The organism is Pseudomonas sp. Eth.TT006 (genome assembly GCF_054456575.1).
Genome location: NZ_JBTJEN010000002.1, coordinates 194,815 through 217,094, shown reverse-complemented (window position 1 = coordinate 217,094; position 22,280 = coordinate 194,815). Strand labels below are relative to the sequence as shown.

At 60.4% G+C, this 22,280-nt stretch carries 23 protein-coding genes; 9 read left to right on the top strand and 14 right to left on the bottom strand.

The window, feature by feature from the left end; all coding sequences use genetic code 11:
* Positions 1 to 41: 41 nt before the first annotated feature.
* Positions 42 to 2,141 carry a phosphate acetyltransferase gene (pta, locus tag ACXR0M_RS04140; protein ID WP_458830172.1) on the top strand — a complete coding sequence of 700 codons (2,100 nt, stop codon included), beginning with the start codon at positions 42 to 44 and terminating at the stop codon, positions 2,139 to 2,141.
* Positions 2,142 to 3,047, top strand: coding sequence for an acyltransferase (locus ACXR0M_RS04135; protein ID WP_458830170.1), 906 nt, complete (start codon positions 2,142 to 2,144; stop codon positions 3,045 to 3,047).
* Between the two features lie 244 nt (positions 3,048 to 3,291).
* On the opposite strand, the gene cysN is transcribed toward ACXR0M_RS04135, so the two are convergent.
* The 4 genes from cysN to ACXR0M_RS04115 all read right to left on the bottom strand — a co-directional run bounded on the left by cysN (position 3,292) and on the right by ACXR0M_RS04115 (position 7,610).
* Entirely contained in the window at positions 3,292 to 5,190 is a 1,899-nt protein-coding gene (gene cysN, locus ACXR0M_RS04130) for a sulfate adenylyltransferase subunit CysN (protein WP_458830168.1), read from the bottom strand.
* 53 nt (positions 5,191 to 5,243) lie between these two features.
* On the bottom strand, positions 5,244 to 5,585 hold the full coding sequence (locus tag ACXR0M_RS04125; RefSeq protein ID WP_458830166.1) for a four helix bundle protein: 342 nt from the start codon (positions 5,583 to 5,585) through the stop codon (positions 5,244 to 5,246).
* Between the two features lie 104 nt (positions 5,586 to 5,689).
* On the bottom strand, positions 5,690 to 6,607 hold the full coding sequence (gene cysD, locus ACXR0M_RS04120; RefSeq protein WP_007912374.1) for a sulfate adenylyltransferase subunit CysD: 918 nt from the start codon (positions 6,605 to 6,607) through the stop codon (positions 5,690 to 5,692).
* A gap of 244 nt (positions 6,608 to 6,851) precedes the next feature.
* Positions 6,852 to 7,610 (bottom strand): Nif3-like dinuclear metal center hexameric protein, encoded by a 759-nt coding sequence (locus ACXR0M_RS04115; RefSeq protein WP_458830164.1) that lies wholly within the window; start codon positions 7,608 to 7,610, stop codon positions 6,852 to 6,854.
* Positions 7,611 to 7,713: 103 nt separating this feature from the next.
* Between ACXR0M_RS04115 and algW the strand changes: the two genes are divergently transcribed.
* On the top strand, positions 7,714 to 8,868 hold the full coding sequence (algW, locus tag ACXR0M_RS04110) for a Do family serine endopeptidase AlgW (RefSeq protein ID WP_458830161.1): 1,155 nt from the start codon (positions 7,714 to 7,716) through the stop codon (positions 8,866 to 8,868).
* A gap of 117 nt (positions 8,869 to 8,985) precedes the next feature.
* On the opposite strand, the gene hisC is transcribed toward algW, so the two are convergent.
* The 10 genes from hisC to ACXR0M_RS04060 all read right to left on the bottom strand — a co-directional run bounded on the left by hisC (position 8,986) and on the right by ACXR0M_RS04060 (position 16,951).
* Positions 8,986 to 10,038, bottom strand: a complete 1,053-nt coding sequence (gene hisC / locus ACXR0M_RS04105; protein WP_458830159.1) for a histidinol-phosphate transaminase — start codon at positions 10,036 to 10,038, stop codon at positions 8,986 to 8,988.
* Positions 10,039 to 10,040: 2 nt separating this feature from the next.
* The gene (gene hisD, locus ACXR0M_RS04100) at positions 10,041 to 11,378 is read right to left on the bottom strand and encodes a histidinol dehydrogenase (RefSeq protein WP_458830158.1); all 1,338 of its coding nucleotides are present in this window, start codon (positions 11,376 to 11,378) and stop codon (positions 10,041 to 10,043) included.
* Between the two features lie 124 nt (positions 11,379 to 11,502).
* Positions 11,503 to 12,138, bottom strand: coding sequence for an ATP phosphoribosyltransferase (gene hisG / locus ACXR0M_RS04095; protein ID WP_007912384.1), 636 nt, complete (start codon positions 12,136 to 12,138; stop codon positions 11,503 to 11,505).
* A gap of 140 nt (positions 12,139 to 12,278) precedes the next feature.
* Positions 12,279 to 13,544 (bottom strand): UDP-N-acetylglucosamine 1-carboxyvinyltransferase, encoded by a 1,266-nt coding sequence (murA, locus tag ACXR0M_RS04090; RefSeq protein ID WP_458830155.1) that lies wholly within the window; start codon positions 13,542 to 13,544, stop codon positions 12,279 to 12,281.
* A 22-nt stretch (positions 13,545 to 13,566) separates the two neighbouring features.
* Positions 13,567 to 13,806: a BolA family protein gene (locus ACXR0M_RS04085; protein WP_007953556.1), complete on the bottom strand. Its 240-nt coding sequence runs from the start codon at positions 13,804 to 13,806 to the stop codon at positions 13,567 to 13,569.
* A 116-nt stretch (positions 13,807 to 13,922) separates the two neighbouring features.
* Positions 13,923 to 14,228 carry an STAS domain-containing protein gene (locus ACXR0M_RS04080; RefSeq protein WP_027610853.1) on the bottom strand — a complete coding sequence of 102 codons (306 nt, stop codon included), beginning with the start codon at positions 14,226 to 14,228 and terminating at the stop codon, positions 13,923 to 13,925.
* Positions 14,225 to 14,866, bottom strand: a complete 642-nt coding sequence (locus ACXR0M_RS04075; protein ID WP_458830152.1) for an MlaC/ttg2D family ABC transporter substrate-binding protein — start codon at positions 14,864 to 14,866, stop codon at positions 14,225 to 14,227. The genes ACXR0M_RS04080 and ACXR0M_RS04075 overlap by 4 nt, the downstream gene beginning before the upstream one ends.
* A gap of 11 nt (positions 14,867 to 14,877) precedes the next feature.
* A complete protein-coding gene (gene mlaD, locus ACXR0M_RS04070; RefSeq protein ID WP_007967220.1) occupies positions 14,878 to 15,345 on the bottom strand; it encodes an outer membrane lipid asymmetry maintenance protein MlaD in 468 nt (155 codons plus the stop codon).
* A complete protein-coding gene (gene mlaE, locus ACXR0M_RS04065; RefSeq protein WP_458830149.1) occupies positions 15,345 to 16,142 on the bottom strand; it encodes a lipid asymmetry maintenance ABC transporter permease subunit MlaE in 798 nt (265 codons plus the stop codon). The genes mlaD and mlaE overlap by 1 nt, the downstream gene beginning before the upstream one ends.
* A complete protein-coding gene (locus ACXR0M_RS04060) occupies positions 16,142 to 16,951 on the bottom strand; it encodes an ATP-binding cassette domain-containing protein (protein ID WP_458830147.1) in 810 nt (269 codons plus the stop codon). The genes mlaE and ACXR0M_RS04060 overlap by 1 nt, the downstream gene beginning before the upstream one ends.
* A gap of 274 nt (positions 16,952 to 17,225) precedes the next feature.
* Here ACXR0M_RS04060 and ACXR0M_RS04055 point away from each other — a divergent pair, with 274 nt between their 5' ends.
* From ACXR0M_RS04055 to ACXR0M_RS04030, 6 genes are all read left to right on the top strand, one after another.
* Positions 17,226 to 18,200, top strand: a complete 975-nt coding sequence (locus tag ACXR0M_RS04055) for a KpsF/GutQ family sugar-phosphate isomerase (RefSeq protein WP_458830145.1) — start codon at positions 17,226 to 17,228, stop codon at positions 18,198 to 18,200.
* The gene (locus ACXR0M_RS04050) at positions 18,200 to 18,724 is read left to right on the top strand and encodes a KdsC family phosphatase (protein WP_007967216.1); all 525 of its coding nucleotides are present in this window, start codon (positions 18,200 to 18,202) and stop codon (positions 18,722 to 18,724) included. Before ACXR0M_RS04055 ends, ACXR0M_RS04050 begins: the two co-directional genes overlap by 1 nt.
* 8 nt (positions 18,725 to 18,732) lie before the next feature.
* A complete protein-coding gene (lptC, locus tag ACXR0M_RS04045; RefSeq protein WP_458830143.1) occupies positions 18,733 to 19,305 on the top strand; it encodes an LPS export ABC transporter periplasmic protein LptC in 573 nt (190 codons plus the stop codon).
* Positions 19,292 to 19,837 carry a lipopolysaccharide transport periplasmic protein LptA gene (lptA, locus tag ACXR0M_RS04040; RefSeq protein ID WP_458830141.1) on the top strand — a complete coding sequence of 182 codons (546 nt, stop codon included), beginning with the start codon at positions 19,292 to 19,294 and terminating at the stop codon, positions 19,835 to 19,837. Before lptC ends, lptA begins: the two co-directional genes overlap by 14 nt.
* Entirely contained in the window at positions 19,837 to 20,562 is a 726-nt protein-coding gene (gene lptB, locus ACXR0M_RS04035) for an LPS export ABC transporter ATP-binding protein (RefSeq protein ID WP_003221693.1), read from the top strand. The genes lptA and lptB overlap by 1 nt, the downstream gene beginning before the upstream one ends.
* Positions 20,563 to 20,748: 186 nt before the next feature.
* Positions 20,749 to 22,245, top strand: a complete 1,497-nt coding sequence (locus tag ACXR0M_RS04030; RefSeq protein WP_458830139.1) for an RNA polymerase factor sigma-54 — start codon at positions 20,749 to 20,751, stop codon at positions 22,243 to 22,245.
* Positions 22,246 to 22,280: the final 35 nt, after the last annotated feature.

Here is a 22,280-nt window from a genome sequence, read left to right as displayed (position 1 = left end):
CTATAGATCGCCGCCATTGCCATGCAACTTAGAGAATTCGCATGCAAACTTTTTTTATCGCGCCCACCGATTTTGGTGTGGGTCTGACCTCCATCAGCCTCGGGCTGGTGCGTACGCTGGAGCGGGCCGGACTGAAAGTCGGCTTCTTCAAACCGATTGCCCAGCCGCATCCGGGCGACACCGGCCCTGAGCGCTCCACCGAACTGGTGGCGCGCACCCACGGCCTGAAACCGCCGCAACCCTTGGGCCTGGCCCACGTCGAGCGCATGCTGGGCGACGGTCAGCTCGATGAACTGCTTGAAGAAATTATCGCCCTGTATCAGCAAGCCGCGATCGGCAAAGACGTGCTGGTGGTCGAAGGCATGGTGCCAACCCGCAGCGCGAGTTACGCCGCGCGGGTCAACCTGCACCTGGCGAAGAGCCTGGATGCCGAGGTGATTCTGGTCTCGGCGCCGGAAAACGAAGTGCTCGCCGAACTGTCTGGCCGCGTCGAATTGCAGGCGCAGTTGTTCGGTGGCCCGAAAGATCCGAAAGTCCTCGGGGTAATCCTCAACAAGGTCAAGACCGAAGAGAGCATGGACGCCTTCGCCACGCGTCTGAAGGAGCATTCGCCGCTATTGCGCAGCGGTGATTTCCGCCTGCTCGGCTGCATTCCGTTCCAGCCGGAACTCAACGCACCGCGCACCCGCGACGTCGCCGACCTGATGGGCGCGCAGGTGCTCAACGCCGGCGACTACGAAACCCGGCGCATGAGCAAGATCATCATTTGCGCGCGGACCATGCGCAACACCGTGGAGCTGCTCAAGCCCGGCGTGCTGGTGGTGACCCCGGGCGACCGCGACGACATCATCCTCGCGGTCAGCCTCGCAGCGCTCAATGGCGTGCCGCTGGCCGGGCTGTTGCTGACCAGCGACACCCTGCCCGATCCGCGCATCATGGATTTGTGCCGTGGCGCGTTGCAGGCCGGTTTGCCGGTGTTGTCGGTGAGCACCGGCTCCTATGACACCGCCAATCTGCTCAACGGCCTGAACAAGGAAATCCCCATCGATGACCGCGAGCGTGCGGAGATCATCACCGATTTCGTCGCCAGCCATCTCGATGCCCGGTGGCTGCACCAGCGTTGCGGCACGCCGCGGGAAATGCGCCTGTCGCCAGCGGTGTTCCGCTATCAGTTGATTCAACGGGCGCAGTCGGCGAACAAGCGCATCGTCCTGCCCGAAGGCAGCGAGCCGCTTACCGTGCAGGCGGCGGCGATCTGTCAGGAGCGCGGGATCGCCCGTTGCGTGTTGCTGGCCAAACCCGAGGACGTCGAAGCCGTGGCCCGCGCTCAGGGCATCGAGTTGCCGCCGGGCCTGGAAATCCTCGACCCGGACCTGATTCGCGAGCGCTACATCGAGCCGATGGTCGCTTTGCGCAAGAGCAAAAGTCTCAACGCGCCGATGGCCGAACAGCAGCTGGAAGACACCGTGGTGATCGGCACCATGATGCTGGCGCTGGACGAAGTCGACGGTCTGGTCTCCGGAGTGATCAACACCACCGCCAACACCATCCGACCGGCGCTGCAACTGATCAAGACCGCACCGGGCTGCACGCTGGTGTCGTCGGTGTTCTTCATGCTGTTTCCCGAAGAAGTGCTGGTCTACGGTGACTGCGTGATGAACCCGCACCCGAGTGCCGCAGAACTGGCCGAGATCGCCCTGCAGAGCGCCGACTCGGCAGCGGCGTTCGGCATCACCCCGCGCGTGGCGATGATCAGCTACTCCAGCGGCGATTCCGCCAGCGGCGAGGAAGTCGAGAAAGTCCGCGAAGCCACCCTGCTCGCCCACGAGCAACAGCATTCGCTGCTGATCGACGGCCCGCTGCAATACGACGCCGCCGCCAATGAAACCGTGGCTCGGCAACTGGCGCCGAACAGCCAGGTGGCCGGTCGCGCCACAGTGTTCGTGTTCCCCGACCTGAACACCGGCAACACCACGCACAAGGCCGTGCAACGCAGCGCCGACTGCGTCAGCCTCGGCCCGATGCTGCAAGGCCTGCGCAAACCGGTGAACGATCTGCCGCGCGGTGCGCAAGTCGATGACATCGTCTACACCATCGCGCTGACTGCGATTCAAGCCGCCAACCGACCTATGGATGTGTAAATGCTGGACTTTCTTCCTGCCCCGCTGCGCGGTGTGATCGCCTCGTTATTGTTGGCGCTGAACACGATTCTGCTGTGTTCGTTTCTGTTCTGTGTGGCGCTGATCAAAGTGCTGCCGTTCGACCTCGCCCGACGTGCCTCATTGTGGCTGATGAGCCACACCCACGAAGCGTGGATCAGCAACAACAAAGGCTGGATGAACCTGGTACGCCGCACGCGCTGGCACATCAGCGGCCTGCAAGGTCTGGACTACCAGCACTCGTACCTGATCACCAGCAACCACCAGAGCTGGGTCGATATTCTGGTGCTGCAATATGTGCTCAACCGCAAGATCCAGCCGCTGAAGTTCTTCCTCAAACAGGAACTGATCTGGGTTCCGGTGATCGGTCTGGCGTGGTGGGCGCTGGGCTTTCCGTTCATGAAGCGCTACTCCAAGGCCTATCTGGAAAAGCACCCGGAAAAGAAGGGCAAGGACCTGGAAACCACGCGCAAGACCTGTGCGAAGTTTCGTGACAATCCGGTGGGGATTTTCAACTTCGTCGAAGGCACGCGCTTCACCGAAGGCAAGCATGCGCAGCAGCAATCGCCGTTCAAATACCTGCTCAAACCCAAGGCCGGCGGCATTGCGTTCGTGCTGGATGCGATGGGTGAACAGCTGGAATCGATCGTCAACGTGACCATCCATTATCCCGGCGGGCGTCCGGGCTTCTGGGATCTGTTGTGCGGCAATGTGCGCGATGTAGTGGTGCATTTCGAAGAGCTGAAGATTCCGCCGGCCTTCATTGGCAAGAACTACGATCAGGACGGCGAGTACCGCCTGCAGTTTCAGGGCTGGATCAATCACCTGTGGCAGGACAAGGATGCGTTGCTGGAACAGATGCACCGCGAGTATCCAGGTCAGCGCTAACCCGAGGTTGATCTGCGCTGAACACAATTGTGTATTCAACAGGGAGCTGATGTGGGAGCGGGCTTGCTCGCGAAAGCGGTGTGTCATTGAGCACTGATGCCGACTGATCCACCGCTTTCGCGAGCAAGCCCGCTCCTACAGTTTTTGACCGAGTTGGCGCGAAATAAAAAAGCCCGCCGATGATTGCTCATCGGCGGGCTTTTTCTTGCAGCTTGAAGCTGAAAGCCTGTCGCTGCGTTATCGCTTAGATCGCCCCACGCTTGCGCAGCAGATCCAGCACTTGCTTGACGCTTTCTTCCAGCGACAGCGACTGGGTGTCGATCACCAGATCAGCGTTCAGCGGCACGTCGTACGGGAAGGATTCGCCCGGAATGTTGTCGCCACCGGCGGCATACAGCCCTTGCGGATCACGCTCGGCGCACACGGCCGGTGAGGCCTGTACGTAAACGGTCAGCAGACGCTCCTTGCCGATCAGGTCTTTGGCCTGCTCGCGACCTTCCGCGCTTGGCGCAACGAACGCCGCCAGGGTCAGCAGACCGGCTTCGTTGAACTGCCGCGCCACGTGTGCGGCACGACGCCAGTTCTCGGTACGGCCGGCACGATCCTGCGGCAGACCTTTATTAAGGTCATGACGCAGGTTCTGTCCATCAAGCACAAACACCGCACGACCCATGTCGAACAGCTTGCGTTCAACCGCGTAGGCCAATGTGCTTTTGCCCGCGCCGGACAGGCCGCTGAACAGCACGGTTGCCGGTTGCTGGCCGAAACGCAGAGCGCGCTCTTCGGTGGCCACGTGCGCCAGTTTGCCGTGGTGCGAGGCAGTACCGTGAGCCACAGGTTGCGCGACGATCATCCCGGCGCCAACGGTGCCGTTGGTCAGGCGATCAATGATGATGAACGCGCCAGTGGTGCGGTTGCTGTCGTAACCGTCGAGGGCGATCGGCGCGTCGAGCGCGATCTTCACCTTGCCGATTTCGTTGAGCTGCAACGCGCTCGCCGGGCCTTCTTCGAGGGTGTTCACATCGACCTTGTTGACGATGCTGGCAATCGAGCCCGGCACGTAACTGGTGGCGCGTTTGATGTCGTACTTCTTGCCCGGCAGCATCGGCTCTTCGGCCATCCACACCAGCATCGCTTCGAAACTGTCGGTGACCGGCGGCACGTTGTCGGCATGTACCAGCAGATCGCCACGGGAGATGTCGATTTCGTCTTCCATGGTCAGCGTCACCGCTTGACCCGGGCCGGCGTGCTCCAGTTCACCTTCGAAGGTGACGATGGACTTCACGCGGCTGCTCTTGCCCGACGGCAGCACCACAACTTCATCGCCCTTCTTGACGACGCCACTGGCCAGGGTGCCGGCGAAGCCGCGGAAGTTCAGGTTCGGACGGTTGACGTACTGTACCGGGAAACGCAGGTCGGTGAAGTTGCGGTCACCCGCCACTTCCACGGTCTCGAGGATTTCCATCAGCGACTGACCGGTGTACCACGGCGAGCGCTCGGACTTGTTCACCACGTTGTCGCCCTTGAGGGCGGACATCGGCACGAAGTGCATGCTGGTCGGCTTCATCTTCAAGCCTTCGGCGAACTTCAGGTAGTCGGCCTTGATCGACTCGAACACGCCTTCATCGAAGTCCTTGAGATCCATCTTGTTGATGGCGACAACGATGTGCTTGATGCCCAGCAACGAGGCGATAAAGCTGTGGCGACGGGTCTGGGTCTGCACGCCGTAACGCGCGTCGACCAAAATGATCGCCAGGTCACAGGTGGACGCACCGGTGGCCATGTTGCGGGTGTACTGCTCATGGCCGGGGGTGTCGGCGATGATGAATTTGCGTTTGGCGGTGGAGAAATAGCGGTAAGCAACATCAATGGTGATGCCCTGCTCACGCTCGGCCTGCAGGCCGTCGACCAGCAGCGCCAGGTCGATGTCTTCGCCGGTGGTGCCGACTTTCTTCGAGTCGCGGGTGATGGCTTCCAGGTGATCTTCGTAGATCATCTTGGAGTCGTGCAGCAGGCGCCCGATCAGGGTGCTCTTGCCGTCATCGACGTTACCGCAGGTCAAAAAGCGCAGCAGCTCTTTACGCTCGTGCTGGCCCAGGTAGGCGAGGATGTCCTCGCTGATCAAATCAGATGCGTGGCTCATTGCATTCAAGCTCCAAGCTGTAAGCTTCAAGCGGCAAGCTTGTCGGCGTACAGCTAGTCAGAAATTTTGTTGATCAACCCGACCAGCATTCCAGAAAGCTCTCGGGTTTCCATAATCCAATTCTCAGCCAACGGCTCTGCGATGTAAGCGATATCCCGGCCTATCAGGATTTGGGTTCGCAACTCTCCGCAAGAAGCCTTCGCAATCCAAAGAAAGTGGACCTTTTCTTTGCAACTCCGACGCTCCATGCCTTCAGCAATATTGGAAGGCACTGACAGTGCAGAGCGGGTGATCTGATCCTTGAATCCAAAATCCCCGCATCGCGCAAACTCTCTAAAAATCCCCACCGCCAGACATTTGCTTCGCTGCCAAACAACCAGCTTCTCGAAATCCATTACGAGTCATCCGATTCCGGCTCGCAGCAACCGGCCGCAAGCACCAAACCGCTAAGTTACGCATACCGCCTTTAACTTGCAGCTTGCCGCTTGTAACTCGAAGCTTAAAAGTACCCTTGACGTTTTTTGTCTTCCATCGAGCCTGCGCCATCGTGGTCGATGACTCGGCCCTGGCGCTCGGAAGTTCGCGTCAGGAGCATTTCCTGAATGATGTCCGTGAGGCTTTCAGCCTCGGACTCCACCGCGCCCGTCAACGGGTAGCAGCCAAGGGTACGGAAACGCACTTTCTTTTTGACGATGCGCGCCTTGTCCTCGTCGGACAGGTGTTCGAGGATGCGCTCGTCGTCGATCATGATCAGCGTGCCGTTCTTCTCGATCACTTCACGCTCGGCGGCGAAGTACAGCGGCACGATCGGGATGCCTTCAAGATAGATGTACTGCCAGATGTCCAGCTCGGTCCAGTTCGACAACGGGAACACACGGATGGACTCGCCCTTGTTGACCTTGCCGTTGTAGACGTTCCACAGTTCCGGACGCTGGTTCTTCGGGTCCCAGCGGTGCTTGCTGTCGCGGAACGAGTACACGCGCTCTTTGGCACGGGATTTCTCTTCATCGCGACGGGCACCGCCGAAAGCTGCGTCGAAACCATGCTTGTCGAGTGCCTGTTTCAGGCCTTCGGTTTTCATGATGTCGGTGTGCTTGGCGCTGCCGTGGGTGAACGGGTTGATGTTCTGCGCCACGCCATCGGGGTTGATGTGGGTGATCAGGTCCAGGCCCAGCTCCTCGACCATCTTGTCGCGGAACTTGTACATCTCCTGGAATTTCCAGCGGGTGTCGACGTGCATCACCGGAAACGGCAGTTTGCCCGGGAAGAACGCCTTGCGTGCCAGGTGCAGCATCACGGCGGAGTCTTTACCGATGGAGTACAGCATCACCGGGTTGTCGAACTCGGCGGCCACCTCGCGGATGATGTGGATGCTTTCCGCCTCCAGCTGTTTCAGATGCGTCAGTTTGTCGACCATGGCTACTCACGAAAGCTTTCTTATGAACGGCCAGCGGGCCGTGTTCGAGCGGGGAATCCTAGCACAGCGCCATTCTTCTAATCAGCGCGCCAGCTAGAACGAAAGGGCATATGAATATGCCTGCCCGTTTGGGCGATCCCCTGTAGGAGCTGCCGAAGGCTGCGATCTTTTGATCTGGCTTTTAAAAAGACAAAGTCAAAAGATCGCAGCCTGCGGCAGCTCCTACAGGGGGAGATAGTGGTAGTCAGATCGGGTTGGGGCAATCGATGAAGATGTGTTCCAGGGCAAAGCGCTTGGCCAGATAATCGCCCAGCGCCTGCACGCCGTAGCGCTCGGTGGCGTGGTGACCGGCGGCGATGAAGCTGATGTCGTTCTCGCGAGCACTGTGGAAGGTCTGCTCGGAGGCCTCGCCGCTGAGGAACAGATCGACACCCGCCGCCACACCCTGATCGATATAGCCCTGGCCGCCACCGGTGCACCAGCCGACCCGGCGGATCATTGTGCTGCCTTCAACCAGCAACGGCTCGCGGCCCATGACGTCCTGCACTTTGCGCGCAAAGTCACGCGGGGTCATCGGCTCGTTCAATGAACCGACCAGACCGACGATTTTCAGGTTGTCCGGATCCAGCGGCCCTTCGACGGTGATGTCCAGTTGCCGCGCCAGTTGCACGTTATTGCCAACGTCCGGATGCAGGTCCAGCGGCAGGTGATAGGCGAGCAGACTGATGTCGTGCTTGAGAAGCGTCTTCAGGCGCCGCTGCTTCATCCCGGTGATGCACGGGTTCTCGCCTTTCCAGAAATAGCCGTGATGCACCAGGATCAGATCGGCTTCAGCCTCCACTGCAGCGTCGAGCAAGGCCTGACTGGCGGTGACGCCACTGACGATGCGCATCACTTGCGGGCGGCCTTCGACCTGCAGGCCATTGGGGCAATAATCGGCAATTTTTGCACTGCCAAGGTAACGGTCGGCTTCTTCGACGAGGGTGCTGAGGGCGACTGCCATGAAAGACTCCTGAAAATCCCGTTCAGAGGCGCGCGCGGCCTCGTATAATGCGCGACATTATGGGCGGTCTGCCCCCGCCTGCAACTTTTCCAGGACGTGCTTAATGCTCAAGGCGCTGCGTTTTTTCGGCTGGCCGTTGTTGGCCGGTGTGCTTATCGCTCTGTTGATTATTCAGCGTTACCCGCAGTGGGTCGGGCTTCCGAGCCTCGACGTCAACCTGCAACAGGCCCCGCAAACCACCAGCGTGCAGCAGGGGCCGGTGTCCTATGCCGACGCCGTGGTCATCGCCGCGCCATCGGTGGTCAACCTCTACACCACCAAGGTCATCAACAAACCCGCGCACCCGCTGTTTGAAGATCCGCAGTTCCGGCGCTTCTTCGGTGACAACTCGCCGAAGCAGAAACGCATGGAATCGAGCCTCGGTTCCGGCGTGATCATGAGCCCGGAAGGCTACATCCTGACCAACAACCACGTGACCAGCGGCGCCGATCAGATCGTGGTCGCCCTCAAGGACGGTCGCGAAACCCTCGCCCGAGTGATCGGCAGTGACCCGGAAACCGACCTCGCGGTGCTGAAGATCGACTTGAAGAACCTCCCGGCAATCACCGTCGGCCGCTCCGACAGTATCCGTATCGGCGACGTCGCCCTGGCTATCGGCAACCCGTTCGGGGTCGGCCAGACCGTGACCATGGGCATCATCAGTGCCACCGGGCGTAATCAGTTGGGCCTGAACAACTACGAAGACTTCATCCAGACCGACGCGGCGATCAACCCGGGCAACTCCGGCGGCGCCCTGGTCGATGCCAACGGCAACCTCACCGGGATCAACACGGCGATCTTCTCCAAGTCCGGCGGCTCGCAGGGCATCGGCTTCGCGATCCCGGTGAAACTGGCGATGGAAGTGATGAAGTCGATCATCGAGCATGGTCAGGTGATTCGTGGCTGGCTGGGTATTGAAGTACAGCCGCTGACCCAGGAACTGGCCGAGTCGTTTGGCTTGTCCGGGCGTCCGGGAATTGTGGTGGCGGGGATCTTCCGCGACGGTCCGGCGCAAAAGGCCGGGCTGCAACTGGGTGACGTGATTCTGAGCATCGATGGCGAACCGGCCGGCGATGGCCGCAAGTCGATGAACCAGGTGGCGCGGATCAAACCGACCGACAAGGTGACGATTCAGGTGATGCGCAACGGCAAGGAGCTGAAGCTCACTGCGGAAATCGGCCTGCGGCCGCCACCGGCGCCGGTGAAAGAAGAAGAGTAAGCCGATAAAACCTTGTGGGAGCGAGCTTGCTCGCGAATAGGCCGTCACATTCAACATGAGTGTCGAATGGAAAGCCGCTTTCGCGAGCAAGCCCGCTCCCACAGGTTTAGCGGCGTCCTACAACTCGCCGAGGCCGTCGATCAGCGCCTGGTTCTGCTCCGGTGTGCCGATCGAAATCCGCAGGAACTGGGCAATCCGCTCCTGTTTGAAGTGGCGCACGATCACGCCCTGCTCCCGCAGCTTGGCCGCCAGACCCGCCGCGTCATGTTGCGGGTGACGGGCGAAGATGAAGTTCGCCGCCGACGGCAGCACCTCAAAGCCCTTGGCCTGCAACTGCGCGACCACCCACTCACGGCTCTCGATCACCAGCCGGCAGGTCTTGTCAAAGTACTCGCGGTCTTCGAACGCCGCCGCCGCGCCGACATTGGCCAGACGATCCAGCGGATAGGAGTTGAAGCTGTTCTTGATCCGCTCCAGCGCCTCGATCAGATCCGCATGCCCCACCGCCAGACCGACGCGCAGACCGGCCAGCGAGCGTGACTTGGACAGCGTCTGCGTGACCAGCAGGTTCGGATAACGGTCCACCAGACTGATCGCGGTTTCGCCGCCAAAGTCGATGTAAGCCTCATCCACCACCACCACGGAATCCGGGTTGGCCTTGAGGATCTGCTCGACCGCGTCCAGCGCCAGCAGGCAGCCGGTCGGGGCGTTCGGGTTGGGGAAAATGATCCCGCCATTGGGTTTAGCGTAGTCCGCCGGGTTGATCTGGAAGTGCGCGTCCAGCGGCACCGCATCGAACGCAATACCGTACAGCCCGGCGTAAACCGGATAGAAGCTGTAGCTGATGTCCGGAAACAGCAGCGGCTTGTCGTGTTGCAACAAGCCATGAAAAACATGGGCCAGCACTTCGTCCGAACCGTTGCCGAGGAACACCTGATTGCTCTGCACGCCGTAGTAGTTGGCCACGGCATTTTTCAGCAGATCACTGTTCGGGTCCGGGTACAGACGCAGGTTGTCGTTGAGCTCGGCCTGCATCGCCGCCAGCGCTTTGGGCGACGGGCCGTAAGGGTTTTCGTTGGTGTTGAGCTTGACCAGTCGGGTCAGCTTCGGCTGTTCGCCCGGCACATACGGCACCAGATTCTTGACGAACGGGCTCCAGAATTTACTCATGCTTATTCCCCCTGCCCTTGCAGAAAGTCTGCGTCCTTGATGCGGTATTCGGCGCTGCGTGCGTGCGCGCTGAGGGATTCGCCACGGGCCAGTACCGACGCAGTCTTGCCCAACTCGGACGCACCGGTTTCGGAGCAGAAAATGATCGACGACCGTTTCTGGAAGTCATACACACCCAGCGGCGAAGAGAAACGCGCGGTGCCGGAAGTTGGCAGCACGTGGTTCGGGCCGGCGCAGTAATCGCCCAGCGCTTCGGAAGTGTGACGGCCCATGAAGATCGCGCCTGCGTGACGGATCTGCGGCAGCCAGGCCTGCGGGTCGGCCACCGACAATTCCAAGTGCTCCGGGGCGATGCGGTTGGCGACTTCGATGGCTTGTGCCATGTCGCGCACGTGGATCAACGCGCCGCGGCCGTTGATCGAGGTTTCGATGATGGTCGCGCGGTCCATGGTCGGCAGCAGTTTGTCGATACTCGCCGCGACCTTGTCGAGGAATTCGGCATCAGGGCTGACCAGAATCGCCTGAGCGTCTTCGTCGTGTTCAGCCTGGGAGAACAGGTCCATGGCGATCCAGTCCGGATCGGTCTGGCCGTCGCACACCACAAGGATTTCCGACGGGCCGGCGATCATGTCGATGCCGACCTGACCAAACACGTGGCGCTTGGCGGTGGCGACATAGATGTTGCCCGGGCCGACCACCTTGTCCACTTGCGGCACGCTTTCGGTGCCATAAGCCAGCGCGGCAACCGCTTGCGCGCCGCCGATGGTGAACACCCGGTCAACCCCGGCGATGCAGGCCGCTGCCAGCACCAGCTCATTGATTTCGCCTCGCGGGGTCGGCACGACCATGACCACCTCGGCCACCCCGGCGACCTTGGCCGGAATCGCGTTCATCAACACCGACGACGGATACGACGCCTTGCCGCCCGGCACGTACAGGCCGGCGCGATCCAGCGGCGTGACCTTCTGACCGAGTACGGTGCCGTCAGCCTCGGTGTAGCTCCAGGAATCCTGCTTCTGTTTTTCGTGGTAGCTGCGCACCCGCGCCGCGGCTTTTTCCAGCGCTTCACGCTGCGCCACGGTGATACGGGTCAGGGCCAGTTCCAGGCGCTCGCGCGGCAGGATCAGGTCAGCCATCGAGGCCACTTCGAGGCCGTCGAACTTCTGGGTGAACTCGACCAGCGCCGCGTCACCGCGCTCGCGCACCGCCTTGATGATGTCCAGCACGCGCTGATTGACCGAGTCGTCAGACACACTTTCCCAGCTCAGCAGATGATCCAGATGATGCGCGAAATCCGGGTCAGCAGCGTTGAGTCGGCGAATTGCAGTCGGTGCGGTCATAGCGAGAGCCTCATAGGAATGGCAAAAACTCAGGCGCCCTAACTTAGCAGTCGTTCCGCTTGGGCACCTGAGATTCTGGCTATGAGGCGGATAGACGGGCGCGACCTGAGGTCGCGCAGGTACATCAGCCGCGGTGTCGCGATTCCACTGCGTTGCGCAGGGTATCGATCAACGCCTGGATTCGGGCGTGTTGCATTTTCATCGAAGCCTTGTTGACCACCAGACGCGAGCTGATCGTGGCGATCAGTTCCTGGGGCTCCAGGCCATTGGCGCGCAGGGTGTTGCCGGTGTCGACCACGTCGATGATCTTGTCGGCCAGACCGATCAGCGGCGCCAGCTCCATCGAGCCGTACAGCTTGATGATATCGACCTGACGGCCCTGCTCGGCATAGTAGCGCTTGGCGACGTTGACGAACTTGGTCGCCACGCGCAGACGGCCCTTGGGCTCGGGCGCGCCGATCTTGCCGGCGGTCATCAGCTTGCACTGGGCAATCTGCAGATCCAGCGGCTCGTACAGGCCCTGGCCGGTGTATTCCATCAACACGTCTTTACCGGCGACACCGAGGTCGGCCGCGCCATGCTCGACATAAGTCGGCACGTCAGTGGCACGCACGATCAGCAGGCGTACGTCATCCTGAGTGGTAGGGATGATCAGTTTGCGGCTCTTGTCCGGATTCTCGGTCGGCACGATGCCCGCCTCAGCGAGAAGCGGCAGGGTGTCGTCAAGGATGCGGCCCTTGGACAGTGCAATGGTCAACATGGGAAACGTCAGTCCTTATCAAGGTACTCATGTCCGGTCGCAAGCGGCGCCGGACACACATCGAGGGCTGCCTGTGGAAAGACAACCCTCGACTCGAAACGAATTCAGCGGGCGCCTCCCTGCGCCCATACAACAACCGATCAGCCCGGAACGCGACGGATCTTGGCGCCCAGCATCTGCAGTTTTTCTTCGATGCACTCGTAACCACGGTCTATGTGGTAGATGCGGTCGATCAGGGTATCGCCTTCGGCCACCAGGGCCGAGATCACCAGACTGGCCGAGGCCCGCAGGTCGGTCGCCATCACTGGCGCGCCTTTGAGCACTTCGGTACCGGTGACGATGGCGGTGTTGCCCTCGACCTGGATCTTGGCGCCCATGCGGTGCAGCTCGTAGACGTGCATGAAGCGGTTTTCGAAGATCGTCTCGATCACGGCGCCAGTGCCTTCAGCTACGGCGTTGAGCGAGATGAACTGCGCTTGCATGTCGGTCGGGAATGCCGGGTACGGAGCGGTGCGGATGTTGACCGCTTTCGCGCGTTTGCCGTGCATGTTCAGCTCGATCCAGTCTTCACCGGTGGTGATTTCGGCACCGGACTCACGAAGCTTGTCCAGAACCGCTTCGAGAATGGTCGGATCGGTGTCCTTGACCTTCACGCGGCCACCGGTGACCGCTGCGGCCACCAGGTAGGTGCCGGTTTCGATACGGTCAGGCATGACTTTGTAGAAGCACGAACCCAGACGCTCGACGCCGTCGATGGTGATGGTATCGGTACCGGCGCCGGAGACCTTGGCGCCCATGGCGTTGAGGAAGTTCGCCAGGTCGACGACCTCCGGCTCGCGCGCAGCGTTCTGCAGAACGCTGCGGCCCTTGGCCAGGGCAGCCGCCATCATGATGTTCTCGGTACCGGTCACACTGACGGTATCGAAGAAGAAGTGGGCACCGCGCAGGCCGCCTTCCGGCGCCTTGGCCTTGATGTAGCCGCCTTCGACGTCGATCACTGCGCCCATGGCTTCGAGGCCACGGATGTGCAGATCCACCGGACGCGAACCGATGGCGCAACCGCCAGGCAGCGCCACTTCGGCTTCACCGAAACGCGCGACCATCGGGCCCAGTACCAGAATCGACGCACGCATGGTTTTCACCAGCTCGTACGGAGCAATCAGGGTCTTGATGGTGCGCGGGTCGATTTCGACGCTGAGCTTCTCGTCGATCACCGGCTCAATGCCCATGCGACCGAACAGCTCGATCATGGTGGTGATGTCGTGCAGGTGCGGCAGGTTGCCAACGGTCACCGGGCCATCGCACAGCAGGGTGGCAGCCAGGATCGGCAGGGCAGAGTTCTTTGCCCCGGAAATGCGGATCTCGCCATCAAGACGAGCGCCACCGGTAATAATCAATTTATCCATAAGAATCTCGACGCCCTTGGGCTCAGGTGCGCTCGGCCCAGGCCGCGCTGCTGAAAAATTTCATAGTGACCGCGTGGATGCTGCCATCGGCGATCCATGGGTTCAAATGGGCATAGATGCTCTGCTGACGCTTGACCGGGCTTAACGCTGCCAGTTCATCGCTAATCACGTTCAGCTGAAAGTTGCAGCCTTCGCCTTCAACTTCCACCTGCGTTCCTGGCAACTTCCCTTCAAGGAAGCTCTTCACTTCTACGGCCTGCATGCTCAACCTCAATCGGCGCCCTGTGCGCACGGGTCGGACATCATACAAAAAAGCCCCGCGCCTGCGAACCCCGCATTGGCAGGACTCTGACGGGGGGCTTCTTCATAGATGCGGGTTCAGGGGTGCGCCAGCAACTCGGTCAGTTCACTGACCTGAGCGATTTCGCGCATGTCTTCCGGCATCGCACGGATGCTGACGGCCTTGCCGGCCGCCTGGGCATCGCGCATGAAGCACAGCAGCAGGGACAAGCCGACGCTGCTGGACTTCTTGACTGCCGAGCAATCGATCACCAGCGATGCCGCCTTGCTGGACTTGATCAGCGCCTGGCCTTCCTTGCGCAGGTCGGGACCTGTGCGGTAGTCCAGCACGCCGCTGAGCAGTAGCTCGTCGACATCACTCATACGAACTGCCGCCTCGTTCATTGCGCTGGCTTCTCGGTGGACGCCTTGGCCTTTTCGACCTCGCCAGCCCAATTGTTAATCGTCTTGTCCAGGTTATTGCCATTGCGCTGCATCGCATCGGCGAACTGGTCACGGAACAGCTTGCCGATGTTGATGCCGTTGATGATCACGTTGCGCAGCTTCCACTCGCCGTTGATCTTCTCCAGCGTGTACTGCACAGGATAGACCGCGCCGTTGTTGCCCTTGACGGTCATGCCGACGCTGGTGCGATCGCCCGACTCGTCCTTGGCCGGATCAACGGTGATGCCCTGATTGTTGTACTCGAGCAAGGCGTTGCCGTAGAACTGAAACAAGCCGCGCTTGAAGTTCTCTTGGAAAGTCTGCATCTGCGCAGGCGTAGCCTTGCGCGAATACTTCACGGTCATGATGCTTTTGGAAATGCCTTCGGCATCCACCACCGGACCGACGATGTTGTTCAGCGCCGCGTAAAAGTCCTGCGGATCCTGCTTGTATTTCTCTTTATTGGCCGACAGGTCAGCCAGCATCCGGTTGGTGGTGTCCTGAATCAGATCGTGCGCCGACTGTCCGGGCGCAGCGTTGGCCAGCATCGGCAGTGCCGCAAGCAACACCAACAGGCCACGTCGCAAGGTAGAGATCATTCAAAAGCTCCTCATTTGGCGTCTTTGCTAACGGTATTGAGCAGGAATTTACCGATCAGGTCTTCCAGTACCAGAGACGACTGCGTGTCGTGGATGGTTCCGCCATCCTTCAGGCGGGTGTCTTCCCCGCCCACGCTGATACCGATGTACTTCTCGCCCAGCAGGCCAGCGGTCAGGATAGACGCTGTGGAGTCGGTCGGCAGGTTGTCGACCTTTTTATCCACTTGCAGGGTGACCCGACCGGTGAAGCTGTCGCGATCCAGATCGATGGCCGTGACCTTGCCGATGGTCACGCCGGCCATGGTCACTTTGGCTCTGACAGTCAAACCGGCGATGTTGTCGAAATAGGCATACAGCTTATAGGTGTCGGTGGTCGAAGTCGGAGACAGGCCGCTGACTCGCAGAGCCAGCAGCAACAAAGCCAGGATCCCTGCCAGCAGGAACAGGCCGACACCGATTTCCAGGGTGCGGTTTTGCATCAGAAATCTCCAAACATCAAAGCGGTCAGAATAAAGTCCAGGCCCAGTACCGCCAGCGAGGCGAATACCACGGTCTTGGTGGTGGCGCGACTGATGCCCTCGGAAGTGGGCTCACAGTCATAGCCTTGAAATACGGCGATCCAGGTCACGACAAAGGCGAAAACGATACTCTTGATCACGCCGTTGAGCACATCGCTGCTGAAGTTCACGCTGTTCTGCATGTTGGCCCAGTACGAGCCGTCATACACGCCAAGCCAGTCGACAGCCACCCACGAACCGCCCCAGATCCCCACCACGCTGAAAATCATCGCCAGCACCGGCAGGGAAATGAAACCGGCCCACAGGCGCGGGGCAATGATGTACTTGAGCGGATCGACGCCGATCATTTCCAGGCTGGAAAGCTGTTCGGTGGACTTCATGTTGCCGATTTCGGCGGTCAGCGCCGAACCGGCACGCCCGGCAAACAGCAGCGCAGTGACCACCGGCCCCAGTTCGCGCAGCAAGGTCAGGGCGACCATCTGCCCCACCGCCTGCTCCGAACCGTAGCTCGACAAGATACTGAAGCCCTGCAGCGCCAGCACCATGCCGATGAAAATCCCCGACACGACGATGATCACCAGCGACATCACGCCAACCGAATGCAGCTGTTTGACCAGCAGGCCAAACCCGCCGCTGATGCCGCCGCGACCGAGCAAGGCGTGAAACAGGAACAACGTCGCGCGGCCGAACACCGCCACGGCGTCGATCGCCGCCTCGCCGAAGCGGCGCACGCGCTCTATCAATGAAATTCTGCGCATCAGCGCTTCCCCAGAAGATCTGCGCGGTAATCCGTCGCTGGAAAATGGTACGGCACCGGGCCATCGGGGTTGCCGGTCATGAACTGGCGAATACGCGGTTCATCCGAGTTCATCAACTCATCCGGCGTGCCCTGCCCCAAGACCTGACCATCGCCTACTACATAGATGTAGTCAGCAATGCTCGCGGTCTCGGCCAGATCGTGGGAAACCACGATGCTGGTGATGCCCAGCGCATCGTTGAGCAGACGGATCAGGCGGACCAGCACACCCATGGCGATCGGGTCCTGACCGACAAACGGCTCGTCATACATGAGAATCTGCGGGTCGAGCGCAATCGCCCGAGCCAGGGCGACGCGACGCTTCATGCCGCCCGAAAGCTCGTCGGGCATCAATTCGATTGCGCCCCGCAGACCGACCGCCTGCAATTTGAGCAGGACGATGTCGCGGATCATTTCGTCCGGCAACTGGGTATGAACACGCAGGGGGAAAGCGACGTTCTCGAAGACATCGAGATCGGTAAACAGCGCGCCGCTCTGAAACAGCACGCCCATGTGCTTTCGCGCATCGAACAGATCGCTGCGCGACAGCGCCGGCAGGTTCTGACCGTTGACCCAGACTTCCCCGCTGGAAGGACGCAATTGCGCCCCCATCAAGCGCAGCAGTGTGGTTTTGCCACACCCGGAAGGCCCCATGATGCCGGTGACCTTGCCGCGCGGGATGCGAATATCGACGTTATTGAAAATGCTGCGCGCACCGCGCTTGAAGGAGACTCCCTTCAGCTCGACCGCGTAGGCGTTATCGGCACTCATCTAAACTCCTTGCGATGCAGCCTCTCACTCGGACGCCTGGCTTTCCTTGAAAAGCACGTACTCCCGGGCGGGCCGAACTGGCGGCGAACTATATCACTGCAAACGCCAAGCGCCCAAGGCCCCTGCCCTCTTGTGTTCAGCGATATGACAGGCCCGCCAGCACTTTTTCAGGCTTTTGGTGACGAGGAATGACAAAGCACGACGAACTTGCGTGAGGCTTTGCAACATAACCGCTATAATCGCCGCCTTTTCATCGGGCTATACGATTTCTGACATGAGCCAAACCAGCGACCTGATTCAATCGGCACAACGCACCATCCGCCTCGAAGTGGAAGCCGTACAAGGCTTGTTGCCCCATATCGACGCCGATTTCGTACGCGCTTGCGAGATGATTCTGGCCAGCAAAGGCCGTGTGGTTGTAGTCGGCATGGGCAAGTCCGGGCACGTTGGCAACAAGATTGCCGCGACCCTGGCCAGCACCGGCACCCCGGCGTTTTTCGTGCATCCGGCCGAAGCCAGTCATGGCGACATGGGCATGATCACCCGCGACGACGTGATCCTCGCCCTGTCCAACTCCGGCTCGACCAACGAAATCGTCACCCTGCTGCCGCTGATCAAACGCCTGGGCATCCAGTTGATCAGCGTAACCGGCAATCCGCAGTCACCGTTGGCCAAGGCCGCCGAAGTCAACCTCAATGTGCATGTCGAGCACGAAGCCTGCCCGCTGAATCTGGCGCCGACGTCTTCTACTACCGCGGCGCTGGTGATGGGCGATGCCCTCGCCGTAGCACTGCTGGAAGCCCGTGGCTTCACTGCTGAAGATTTTGCTTTCTCCCATCCGGGCGGTGCACTGGGTCGACGCCTGCTGCTGAAAGTCGAGAACGTCATGCACGCCGGCCAAGAGCTGCCGCAAGTGCAACGTGGCACCCTGCTCAAGGACGCGCTCATGGAAATGACCCGCAAGGGCCTGGGCATGACCGCTATTATTGAAGCCGACGGCAAACTGGCCGGGATCTTCACCGACGGCGACCTGCGCCGCACGCTGGACCGCAGCATCGACATCCGCAGCGCCACCATCGACCAGGTCATGACCGCGCACGGCAAAACCGCACGCCCCGAGATGCTCGCCGCCGAAGCGCTGAAAATCATGGAAGACCACCGAATCAACGCACTGGTTGTCGTGGACGAAGAAGACCGCCCGATCGGCGCCTTCAACCTTTCCGATCTGCTGCGTGCAGGAGTGATGTAATGACCACCGATCTGCTGCAGCGCGGCAAAGCGATCAAACTCGCGGTATTCGACGTCGACGGCGTCCTCACCGACGGGCGTCTGTACTTCCTTGAAGACGGCAGCGAATTCAAGACCTTCAACACCCTCGACGGCCAGGGCATCAAGATGCTGATGAATGCTGGCGTCGAAACTGCGATCATCAGCGGCCGCAAGACCCCGGTGGTCGAGCGGCGGGCGAAGAACCTCGGGATCCCACACCTGTTTCAGGGGCGCGAGGACAAATTGGTGGTTCTGGACGGCCTTCTGGCGCAACTGGGCCTAAGCTATGAACAGGTCGCCTACCTCGGTGACGATTTGCCAGACCTGCCGGTGATCCGCCGCGTGGGTCTGGGCATGGCCGTCGCCAACGCTGCCGATTTCGTCCGTGAACACGCCCATGGCGTGACCCGGGCCCGTGGTGGCGAAGGCGCCGCCCGCGAATTCTGCGAATTGATCCTGCGCGCCCAGGGCCGCCTTGATGCGGCCAACGCCGCGTACCTGTGAGCCAAATCATGTTTAGCAAAAAATTTCGCAACTTCCTGCTGTTCGGCTGTATCGCGGCGATGTTCGCGGCCGTCGGCTACTGGAACATCAGTCCGGAACGTTTCCTCGACAAACCTGCGGTCAAGGTCGAAGACACGGCCATCGACTGGTACGCCACCAACACCCATACCCTGCAGTACCTTCCGGACGGCAAGCTGCAGTACGAGATGACCTCGGACAAGGCCGAGCACCTGAAGGCGACGGACGTGACCCTGGTCACCAAGCCCGACCTGAACATGTTCCGCGGTACCGAATTCCCGTGGCACGTGACCAGCGAGCGCGGTGAAGTCAATCCGGACGGCACTCAGGTCGAACTGATCGACTCGGTACGCATCAAGCGCACCGATGAAAAGAACCGCGACACCCTGATCACCAGCACACGCATGACGGTGTTCCCTCAGCAGCAATATGCGCAGACCGAGCAACCCGTTAGAATCGACGGCGCTGGCGGTGTATCGACTGGCGTGGGAATGAAGGCGTATTTGAAGGACAGCAGGATACACCTGCAATCGAACGTAAGAGGACAGTATGAGGCTCGTTAAAACCCTCCCTATTTTGCTCAGTCTGGGCGCAGCACTGGGAAGCGTGAGCGCCTGGGCTCTGCCGAACGATCAGCAGCAACCTATCCGCATTCAGGCCGACGACGCCCAGCTGGACGACAAGAATGGCGTTGCCACTTATAAGGGCGACGTGATCATCACTCAGGGCTCGATGATCGTTAAAGGCAACACGGTGACCATCACCCGCACCCCGACCGGCGACATTGATGTCGTGACCTCGGTCGGCAACCTGGCTTACTTCGAGCAGTTGCAGACCCAGGGTGACACCAAGCCAGTACAGGGCTGGGGCGTGACGATCCAGTACCACGCCGCACAAAACCGCGTCGTGCTGATCGACAAGGCCAAGGTTGTCGACAAGGACAACAACACCACTCAGGGCGAGAAAATCGTCTATGACACGGTGAAGAAACTGGCGAGCGCCGGTCGCGCCACCGGCAGCAAGGTCACCGAAGCGCGTCCGCGTATCGACATGGTGATCCAGCCGAAGAAGAAAACCGAAGGGAATCCTCAGTAATGGCAACCCTGAAAGCCCAGCACCTGGCCAAGGCCTATAAAAGCCGCCAGGTCGTGCGTGACGTCAGCCTGTCGATCGACAGCGGCCAGATCGTCGGCCTGCTTGGCCCGAACGGCGCCGGCAAGACCACCTGCTTCTATATGATCGTCGGTCTGGTGCAGGCCGATCAGGGCCGCGTACTGATCGACGACCTGGACGTCAGCCACCAGCCGATGCACGGCCGCGCCAAGGCCGGGATCGGCTATCTGCCGCAAGAAGCGTCGATCTTCCGCAAACTGTCGGTGGCCGACAACATCATGGCCATCCTCGAGACCCGCGCGGAACTCGACAAGGCCGGTCGTCGCAAGGAACTGGAAAGCCTGCTGCAGGAATTCCACATCAGCCACATCCGCGACAACCTGGGCATGAGCCTGTCTGGTGGTGAGCGCCGCCGGGTGGAAATCGCTCGCGCCCTGGCCACCGCACCGAAATTCATCCTGCTCGACGAACCGTTCGCCGGTGTCGACCCGATCTCGGTCGGCGACATCAAGCAGATCATCCACCACCTCAAGGCCAAGGGCATCGGTGTACTGATCACCGACCACAACGTTCGTGAGACGCTGGATATCTGTGAAACCGCGTACATCGTCAACGACGGTCAATTGATCGCCGAAGGTGATGCTGCGACCATCCTTGCCAACGATCTGGTGAAGGAAGTGTATCTGGGCCACGAGTTCCGTCTCTGAACCCAGAGCGCATTCGGCCTGCCCTGCGGGCGCTGTCATGCTGAAGCTGTTTTTTACGCTTTTATTGTTACGGCGCTCTAGGCAAACACGACAGTTTCAGGCATATAATTTGCTTAAGTTTGGCGCTCCGGCGCCCTGTAGTGGATGGCGCATGCGCGCCGGCGAATAAGGTGTTAAGCCCCTGCCATGAAACCATCGCTAGTCTTGAGAATGGGCCAGCAGCTGACGATGACACCGCAGCTGCAACAGGCCATCCGCCTGCTCCAATTGTCCACACTGGACCTGCAACAGGAAATCCAGGAGGCCCTGGAATCCAATCCGATGCTCGAACGCCAGGAAGACGGCGACGACTTCGACAATTCCGATCCTCTGGCCGACAACGCCGAGCAAAAACCCAATACCGAGATTCAGGAACCGTCCTATCAGGAAACTGCCGCGCCTACGGTGGATAACCTGGAAGATGGTGAATGGAACGAGCGCATCCCCAACGAGTTGCCCGTCGATACCGCCTGGGAAGACGTCTACCAGACCAGCGCCAGTAGCCTGCCCAGCAGCGATGACGACGAGTGGGACTTCACCACCCGCACCTCCGCCGGGGAAAGCCTGCAAAGCCATCTGCTGTGGCAACTGAACCTGGCGCCGATGTCTGACACCGATCGCCTGATCGCCGTGACCCTGATCGATTGCATCAACAATCAGGGCTACCTCGACGAAACCCTCGAAGAAATTCTCGACGCCTTTGATCCGGAGCTCGACATCGAGCTGGACGAGATCGAGGCCGTCCTGCACCGCATCCAGCAATTCGAACCGGCCGGCATCGGCGCGCGCAACCTCGGCGAATGCCTGCTGCTGCAGCTGCGTCAATTGCCGGTCAAGACCCCTTGGCTGAACGAGGCCAAGCGTCTGGTCAGCGATTACATCGACCTGCTCGGCAGCCGCGACTACAGCCAGCTGATGCGGCGCATGAAGCTCAAGGAAGATGAACTGCGCCAGGTCATCGAACTGGTGCAGAGCCTCAATCCACGCCCCGGTTCACAGATCGAGTCGAGCGAAGCCGAATACGTCGTGCCTGACGTCATCGTGCGCAAGGACAACGAGCGCTGGCTGGTCGAGTTGAACCAGGAATCGGTGCCACGCCTGCGGGTCAACGCCCAGTACGCCGGCTTCGTGCGCCGCGCCGACACCAGCGCCGACAACACCTTCATGCGCAATCAGCTGCAGGAGGCGCGCTGGTTCATCAAGAGCCTGCAAAGCCGCAACGAAACACTGATGAAAGTCGCCACCCAGATCGTCGAGCACCAGCGCGGCTTCCTGGAGTACGGTGACGAAGCGATGAAACCGCTGGTCCTGCACGACATCGCCGAAGCGGTCGGCATGCACGAGTCGACGATTTCCCGGGTCACCACGCAGAAATTCATGCATACCCCGCGCGGTATTTATGAACTGAAATACTTTTTCTCCAGCCACGTCAGCACCTCCGAAGGCGGCGAATGCTCGTCCACGGCGATCCGCGCGATCATCAAAAAACTGGTGGCGGCGGAAAATCAGAAAAAGCCATTGAGCGACAGCAAGATCGCTGGTTTACTGGAGGCACAAGGCATTCAGGTGGCTCGCCGCACCGTCGCCAAGTACCGCGAATCCCTCGGGATCGCGCCTTCGAGCGAACGCAAGCGGTTGATGTAAGCCACGTTACAGCGTTCCAGTGGCAGGCTATCCGG

What these genes read in the sequence shown, in the direction of transcription:
- pta (WP_458830172.1), top strand. Translation starts at nt 42, where the DNA reads ATGCAAACTTTTTTTATCGCGCCCACCGATTTTGGTGTGGGTCTGACC.
- ACXR0M_RS04135 (WP_458830170.1), top strand. Translation starts at nt 2,142, where the DNA reads ATGCTGGACTTTCTTCCTGCCCCGCTGCGCGGTGTGATCGCCTCGTTA.
- cysN (WP_458830168.1), bottom strand. Translation starts at nt 5,190, where the DNA reads ATGAGCCACGCATCTGATTTGATCAGCGAGGACATCCTCGCCTACCTG.
- ACXR0M_RS04125 (WP_458830166.1), bottom strand. Translation starts at nt 5,585, where the DNA reads ATGGATTTCGAGAAGCTGGTTGTTTGGCAGCGAAGCAAATGTCTGGCG.
- cysD (WP_007912374.1), bottom strand. Translation starts at nt 6,607, where the DNA reads ATGGTCGACAAACTGACGCATCTGAAACAGCTGGAGGCGGAAAGCATC.
- ACXR0M_RS04115 (WP_458830164.1), bottom strand. Translation starts at nt 7,610, where the DNA reads ATGGCAGTCGCCCTCAGCACCCTCGTCGAAGAAGCCGACCGTTACCTT.
- algW (WP_458830161.1), top strand. Translation starts at nt 7,714, where the DNA reads ATGCTCAAGGCGCTGCGTTTTTTCGGCTGGCCGTTGTTGGCCGGTGTG.
- hisC (WP_458830159.1), bottom strand. Translation starts at nt 10,038, where the DNA reads ATGAGTAAATTCTGGAGCCCGTTCGTCAAGAATCTGGTGCCGTATGTG.
- hisD (WP_458830158.1), bottom strand. Translation starts at nt 11,378, where the DNA reads ATGACCGCACCGACTGCAATTCGCCGACTCAACGCTGCTGACCCGGAT.
- hisG (WP_007912384.1), bottom strand. Translation starts at nt 12,138, where the DNA reads ATGTTGACCATTGCACTGTCCAAGGGCCGCATCCTTGACGACACCCTG.
- murA (WP_458830155.1), bottom strand. Translation starts at nt 13,544, where the DNA reads ATGGATAAATTGATTATTACCGGTGGCGCTCGTCTTGATGGCGAGATC.
- ACXR0M_RS04085 (WP_007953556.1), bottom strand. Translation starts at nt 13,806, where the DNA reads ATGCAGGCCGTAGAAGTGAAGAGCTTCCTTGAAGGGAAGTTGCCAGGA.
- ACXR0M_RS04080 (WP_027610853.1), bottom strand. Translation starts at nt 14,228, where the DNA reads ATGAACGAGGCGGCAGTTCGTATGAGTGATGTCGACGAGCTACTGCTC.
- ACXR0M_RS04075 (WP_458830152.1), bottom strand. Translation starts at nt 14,866, where the DNA reads ATGATCTCTACCTTGCGACGTGGCCTGTTGGTGTTGCTTGCGGCACTG.
- mlaD (WP_007967220.1), bottom strand. Translation starts at nt 15,345, where the DNA reads ATGCAAAACCGCACCCTGGAAATCGGTGTCGGCCTGTTCCTGCTGGCA.
- mlaE (WP_458830149.1), bottom strand. Translation starts at nt 16,142, where the DNA reads ATGCGCAGAATTTCATTGATAGAGCGCGTGCGCCGCTTCGGCGAGGCG.
- ACXR0M_RS04060 (WP_458830147.1), bottom strand. Translation starts at nt 16,951, where the DNA reads ATGAGTGCCGATAACGCCTACGCGGTCGAGCTGAAGGGAGTCTCCTTC.
- ACXR0M_RS04055 (WP_458830145.1), top strand. Translation starts at nt 17,226, where the DNA reads ATGAGCCAAACCAGCGACCTGATTCAATCGGCACAACGCACCATCCGC.
- ACXR0M_RS04050 (WP_007967216.1), top strand. Translation starts at nt 18,200, where the DNA reads ATGACCACCGATCTGCTGCAGCGCGGCAAAGCGATCAAACTCGCGGTA.
- lptC (WP_458830143.1), top strand. Translation starts at nt 18,733, where the DNA reads ATGTTTAGCAAAAAATTTCGCAACTTCCTGCTGTTCGGCTGTATCGCG.
- lptA (WP_458830141.1), top strand. Translation starts at nt 19,292, where the DNA reads ATGAGGCTCGTTAAAACCCTCCCTATTTTGCTCAGTCTGGGCGCAGCA.
- lptB (WP_003221693.1), top strand. Translation starts at nt 19,837, where the DNA reads ATGGCAACCCTGAAAGCCCAGCACCTGGCCAAGGCCTATAAAAGCCGC.
- ACXR0M_RS04030 (WP_458830139.1), top strand. Translation starts at nt 20,749, where the DNA reads ATGAAACCATCGCTAGTCTTGAGAATGGGCCAGCAGCTGACGATGACA.